This is a genomic window from Blastococcus sp. DSM 46786 (assembly GCF_900109665.1).
Lineage (GTDB): Bacteria > Actinomycetota > Actinomycetes > Mycobacteriales > Geodermatophilaceae > Blastococcus > Blastococcus carthaginiensis.
Window position 1 is genome coordinate 1 of record NZ_FOAO01000041.1, and the last position, 5,419, is coordinate 5,419.

A 5,419-nucleotide genomic window follows, 5' to 3' on the forward strand; every position below is an offset into this window, starting at 1 on the left:
GACCGGCAAGGGCCAGGTCGGCCTGGACCAGTACCAGGTCCGCCGCTACGACGCCTGGTACCGACACATCACCCTCGCCTGTTGGGCGCACGCCTTCCTCACCGTCACCCGCGCCGCCACCAGCGGCGAAAAAGGGGGGCCCCGGACCTGCGCGGCGAGCTGAGCGAGCTGTCACTGCCCGAGATCCGGCACCTGATCACCTGCCTGGTCTGGCCCCCGGAGCACGATCCACAACGGATCCTCCACTGGTCACACTGGCGCCGCAGACACCAAGCCCGGGCCCGCCGCTGCCACTACATCACCCGCGGCGCTGCCACTGAAGTGCGGCTGTAGTACTAGCCGAGAACGTCCTCCCGCTGGCCGAAGCAGGGCAACTTCTTCGGGACCTCTCCCCACTCCCGCTGAGCCCGCCGCCGGCCGTTGACCAGGTCATTTCCTACCAGCTCGACCCGCACGACCCGATCTTCGAATCACTGCGGGACGACTACCCCGACTTCGACAACTGGTTCGCCGGTGCCCGTAGGGAGCACCGGCCGGCATGGATCATCCGTGACGACGACGGCAACTACGCCGGGGTGATGCTCGTCAAGGACGAGCTCGACCGGCCATACGGGTTGCACGGGAAGGTACTGAAGCTCTCCACGTTCAAGGTGACCGACGAAGCCCACGGACGCCGATACGGCGAACTGCTCCTCAAGACGCTGTTCAACCACGCGCATCACCACGGCCACGACGGCATCTACGTCACCGTGTTCGACAAACACGTCACCCTCATCGAGCTGCTGAGCGCGTTCGGCTTCCGCGACCGCGCCCGCAGTCCCCGCGAGGAACGGGTGATGGCCAAGCAGCTGCGGCCGACGGGCGAGGACTCGGCGGCCGATCCGCTGGCCTTCCACATCACCTACGGACCACCGGCCGTCGACGCGCAAGCACCGTTCTTCGTGGTGCCCGTCGAGCCCAAGTGGCACGACCTGCTGTTCCCTGAGTTCATGCCGCAGCTGAGCCTGTGGACTGGTGAACATCCGTACGGCAACGCTCTGCGCAAGGCATACCTGTGCAACGCCGCCGCCCGGCAGATCGGCCCGGGCGCGACGCTACTGTTCTACCGCTCACACAACCTTTCCGCCGTCACCGCGGTCGGCGTCGTCGAGGACGTGTTGATCAGCCGGAGTCCCGAGGAGATCGCTCGTCTGGTCGGCCGGCGCACCGTCTACACACTCGACGACATCGCCGAGCGCTGCGGTGCGGCGCGTCCCGTGCTCGCTGTTCTGTTCCGTCAGGACCGGCTGTTAGAACCACCGTGGTCACGGCGAGTGCTGGACAACGCCGGTGTGCTCAACGGTCCACCGCAGAGCATCACCGGCGTTCGCGACGAGGAGGGACGACGCTGGCTGCAGGAACGGCTCAAAGAGTTGCGCTGATGTCGATCCACCCGCAGTACGCCGACGCGATCCTCGCAGGCACCAAGCGGGTGGAGTTCCGAAAGCGACGCCTCGCCCCGGACGTTTCCACGGTGGTCATCTACGCCACTCAGCCGGTGGGTCGCATCGTCGGCACATTCGAGGTCCTCGGACATGACGTCGCCGCACCCGACGAGCTGTGGGACCGCCACAGCCGCCACGCCGGCATCAGCGCCGCCGGCTTCTGCGCGTACTACGCGCAGAAGCCGGCGGCCGTCGGGATCCTCATCGGGAGAGTGCAGCCGTTGACGGAGCCCCGTCTTCTCACCGACTTGCCCGGCGTGATCAGGCCACCCCAGAGCTTCAGCTACCTGTCCCCACTCCAAGCCACCAGCGTCCGTGCCTGGTCGCACCGCGCCCCACACCACACAGAGACCGGCCTCGCCTCGCAGTCGTCCGCGATCGCCTCCCTCGTCGAGAGAACCCTGGAGGTCGCCCGAGCGGCAGCCGACCGGCTACTGCGCGCGGTCTAGCGACAGGCTCGAGAACCGTTGAGGCCTAGCCTCCGGCTGAGCACCGCCCGGACCAGCGGGGAGGCATCGGTCATTCGGGACGCAACTGGGCACGTGCCTCGGCAACCAGCTCGTCGTAGCGTCGCCGACGCTCGGCCGGGCCGCGGGGATCGACCGGGAGGCCCAGCGCCCGCGCATGCTGATACGTCACCTGCTGGTCACCTTCCGCTGCGGCGAATGGGTCCAGCGTGTTATCTGCTCGCAGCACCGCCGTGCCTTCCACCCCAAAGAACTCCAGCAACGCTCCGGCAAGATGTCGCGCTGCTTGGACTACTGCCCGTGGGGAGTCGGCAGCTGGCAGCCTGACCAGGTTCGGGGCCGAGCAGGGCGGCTGACCGTCCAGGGGCAGGTCGAAGCCGCCGGGGACCGGCCGGTCACCGTCATGGTGCCCGTCCTCGTCCCGAACCTCCTCGACGATCCGCACACCCAATCGCCGCGGGTCGTGCACGCCGGGCATGGCGAGGTCGATCGGCAGTATGAGACGTGCCTGCAGGACCAACTCGCCGCCGGACTCGGCGTCACGCAGGGCCTGGTAAACAGCCAACTCGACGGCCGTGAGCGTCCAGATCTCGAGCAGGTCGCGACGGACCGGCAGGTAGATCGCTGCGTCGCGCAACGTCTGCCCCGCTTGCCCAGGCCAGGCCACGCTTCCCATGCCATCGGCCAAAGGCGTCTCCGCCACGGCAGCGCCTACGACTGCGCTGCCGTCGTCCAGCAGCTCGACGCGCCAGCGAGTCGAAAACCCTGGGCCGCGCGCCAACTCACCGGTGAAGGTCACGCGCCCAGGGCGCCGTACCGCTTCGGTGCTCCAGTCGAGCGAGACGACCGGTGCCCTCGTCTCGCGCCAGCGCGTCAGCTGCTCGCGACGTTGCTCAACTGTCGCCCGGTCCGCGCCGCGAACGGCGGCCTGCTGGGCCGCCGGTGCCGCCGCCAACAGCAGCCAACAGCGGTTGCTGCGCTCGACCTCGGCGCCAACACCGTCCAACAGGGACGCCAGGCGCAGCTCGTCCTGAGAGGACGGCGCGGAACTTGACGCCGGCGCCCGCGCCTCAAGGGCGGCCAGCTGGCGCTGGAGCCCGTCGAGCTGGATCTGCAGCTGCTCCCAGGTCCTGAACCAGGGGATGTGGGGCCCCTCACCGGGCCCCGGTTGCGGCACCTGCCGCAGTGCGCTGCGGAGCAGTGCGATCTCATCGCGCAGCTCCGCCTCCGCCTCCGCCTCTTTCTCGGCGCCGCCGCGCACGAGCTCCACAGTGACCGAGTCGGTGATGCCGACGTGGTCATGGGCCCCCACGCGCCCTTCAACAGCGGCGGGATGGTCGAGCCGTCGCTGGATCACGGCGCTGGCGGCGGCCGGGAGCAGCGGGATCGCACCGAGAGGCGGCAGCGGGTACTCAGGCTGGTCGGTCAGGATCCGAAGGAGTGGGGTGAGGCCGTCGTCGTCGAACGCCCGCACGCGGACACGCTGAAGTCGACCGAGGCCATACGGCACGTCCGAGTCGTCGCTGCCCGGAAGGAGAACCAGCAGCACCTTCTCCTGGAAGACGTCTCGATCTTCGTTGAAGATGCTCAGGAGGACATCCACTTCGGCGGCGGCGCCGCGCCCGGTGAAGCCGTCTCCCGATTCTTCCCAGGCTCGACGCCAGCCCGCGTTGACGACTGCGATGACGTCACGCTCGCGGACCATCGTCGGCCCCCACCGCGTCCAGTCGACTCCACGCTCGCTGAAGTGAGCGAGGTCGATCTCGGCATCGATCCCTGACCGACGCAGCGCAACGAAGAACTCGAGGACCTCATCACGCCAAGCCTCATCAGCCGCGCGCTTCGCCGCCGGGTCCTTGAAACCCCGTCCCGCGTTCGAGGCGTGAGACCAGCTGATGATGACCTGGGGCGCCGCCGGACTCGAGTCGCCGCCGGAGATGTCCCCCACCCATGGCACGGTACTGCCACCCACCGACGGGCCCGGAAAGGGCGACGACCGTGCACAGCACAACGCGGTTGTGCAAGCCCAGCGACTGCAACAGCCATGCCATTCGGAGGTTCGTCACCCGTTCCAGCGCAGGCCGACGGCGTCCCACCGCGGCGCTTCGGACGTCCCAGGCTGCAACGACTGGACCGTCCGGTATTCGGAGGAACGCGCAGGCAGAAGGGGCTTTCTGGATCCACCGTGGATCAGCCGGCAGGCCACTCCACGAGCGCGACGCCCCACGGCGCTGAGCCCCCGTTCGCGAACGGCCCCGTGAACTTGACCCTGCCGCGCACGAACCGGACGCGGGCACCGGCGTCGGTGATGTGGGTGGTGAACCAGCGGGTGGTCACGCTGGCGGGCACCAGGCCGATCACTGGGCTGCCTGCGGCCGCGCTGGCGGCCGCCTTGGCGAGCATGCCGGACAGCAGCGGGATGGGCAGGTAGGGCGGATTGAGGTACGTCCATCCGGAGGGGCCGGCCAGTTGGCCCCAATCCACGTCGGGGGCGAGCGAGTCCCGGTAGCGGGCGTCCTCGTGGTCGAGTCCTAGGTACTGCGGCACCAGACGCGACTGCACGCACGCGGCGGCGTCGAGGGTCACGTTGTACTCGGTGAGGATCTGCGACCGAAGTGGCTCGGGAGTCCACCAGGCCTGGCGTTCGGCTGCCATGGGGCGTCGCCGGTTGCGCTTCCACGCCCGCTGCCGGCAAGGGCTCGAGCAGAACTGCCGGGGCCGACCAGTGGTGGGCTGCGTGATGGGCGTTCGGCAGACAGCGCATGTACGGCGGGGCACGGGTCGCATCATCGAGGGTTTCGTCTCTCACGGAGGGAGACGAAACGCATGCGGTGCGTCACTCCCGCGGTGGAACTGACTCTGCCCGACAACCACGCCACCGGTGCGTCGAGCATTTCGGCCAGTCGGCCCACTGTCCCCGTAGCAGCGAAGCACTGCTCCTTGACGCAAGGCTCACTCCAGCCAGGTCGCAGTCCGATGCAAGACGGCGGCCATGACGGTCTCACCCAGCCACCGCTCCCCCAACACACTGCGGCTCCAGGTCGACGGGGAGACGCCGAAGGCACGGGCGTCCTGACTGCCGGAACCGGCAGGCCGGGCGGACCGCCACGCCAGCACGAGCGCGTGTTGCACTCTGGCAATCTCCGCGGAGATGCCGTCGCCACCGGGGGGCACGAGAAACTGCGCTCGGGCATCTCGCCCGAAACCGTGCGGGTTCACCAGGTACTCGCGCGGGGTGAGCTTCCGCCGACGGTCGACGTGGTTGCCTCCGGGTCTGATCACGGCACTGGAAGTGCCGGTTCGTCGACGCCCGGCATTCGACCATCCCTGTCACTCGGTCAGGTCGAGTGCTGTCGTCGTTGCCCAGCAAAGGGGCTCTTCACGATCGAGGGTGTAGTCGGGGCCTGAACCCGCCGGTCTCGAGCAGGCTTCTGGCGATGTAGTTGGTGAGGTTGCGGAACCCGAGTG

General features: G+C 68.6%; 4 protein-coding genes and 1 pseudogene. 3 read left to right on the forward strand and 2 right to left on the reverse strand.

Translation table 11 applies throughout. From position 1 onward, the window contains the following. From BMW62_RS22360 to BMW62_RS21930, 3 genes and pseudogenes are all read left to right on the forward strand, one after another. Window positions 1-163: pseudogene (locus BMW62_RS22360) on the forward strand (IS701 family transposase); the annotation flags it as partial. 310 nt (window positions 164-473) lie between these two features. Next, entirely contained in the window at window positions 474-1,421 is a 948-nt protein-coding gene (locus BMW62_RS21925; RefSeq protein ID WP_244524221.1) for a GNAT family N-acetyltransferase, read from the forward strand. Beyond that, entirely contained in the window at window positions 1,421-1,933 is a 513-nt protein-coding gene (locus tag BMW62_RS21930; protein WP_091935809.1) for an ASCH domain-containing protein, read from the forward strand. The genes BMW62_RS21925 and BMW62_RS21930 overlap by 1 nt, the downstream gene beginning before the upstream one ends. A 70-nt stretch (window positions 1,934-2,003) precedes the next feature. Here the strand turns inward: BMW62_RS21930 and BMW62_RS21935 are convergent, their stop codons facing one another. Next, window positions 2,004-3,899: a hypothetical protein gene (locus BMW62_RS21935; protein ID WP_091935811.1), complete on the reverse strand. Its 1,896-nt coding sequence runs from the start codon at window positions 3,897-3,899 to the stop codon at window positions 2,004-2,006. A 242-nt stretch (window positions 3,900-4,141) separates the two neighbouring features. Beyond that, entirely contained in the window at window positions 4,142-4,606 is a 465-nt protein-coding gene (locus BMW62_RS21940; protein ID WP_170852525.1) for a DNA N-6-adenine-methyltransferase, read from the reverse strand. Between the last annotated feature and the right edge of the window lie 813 nt (window positions 4,607-5,419).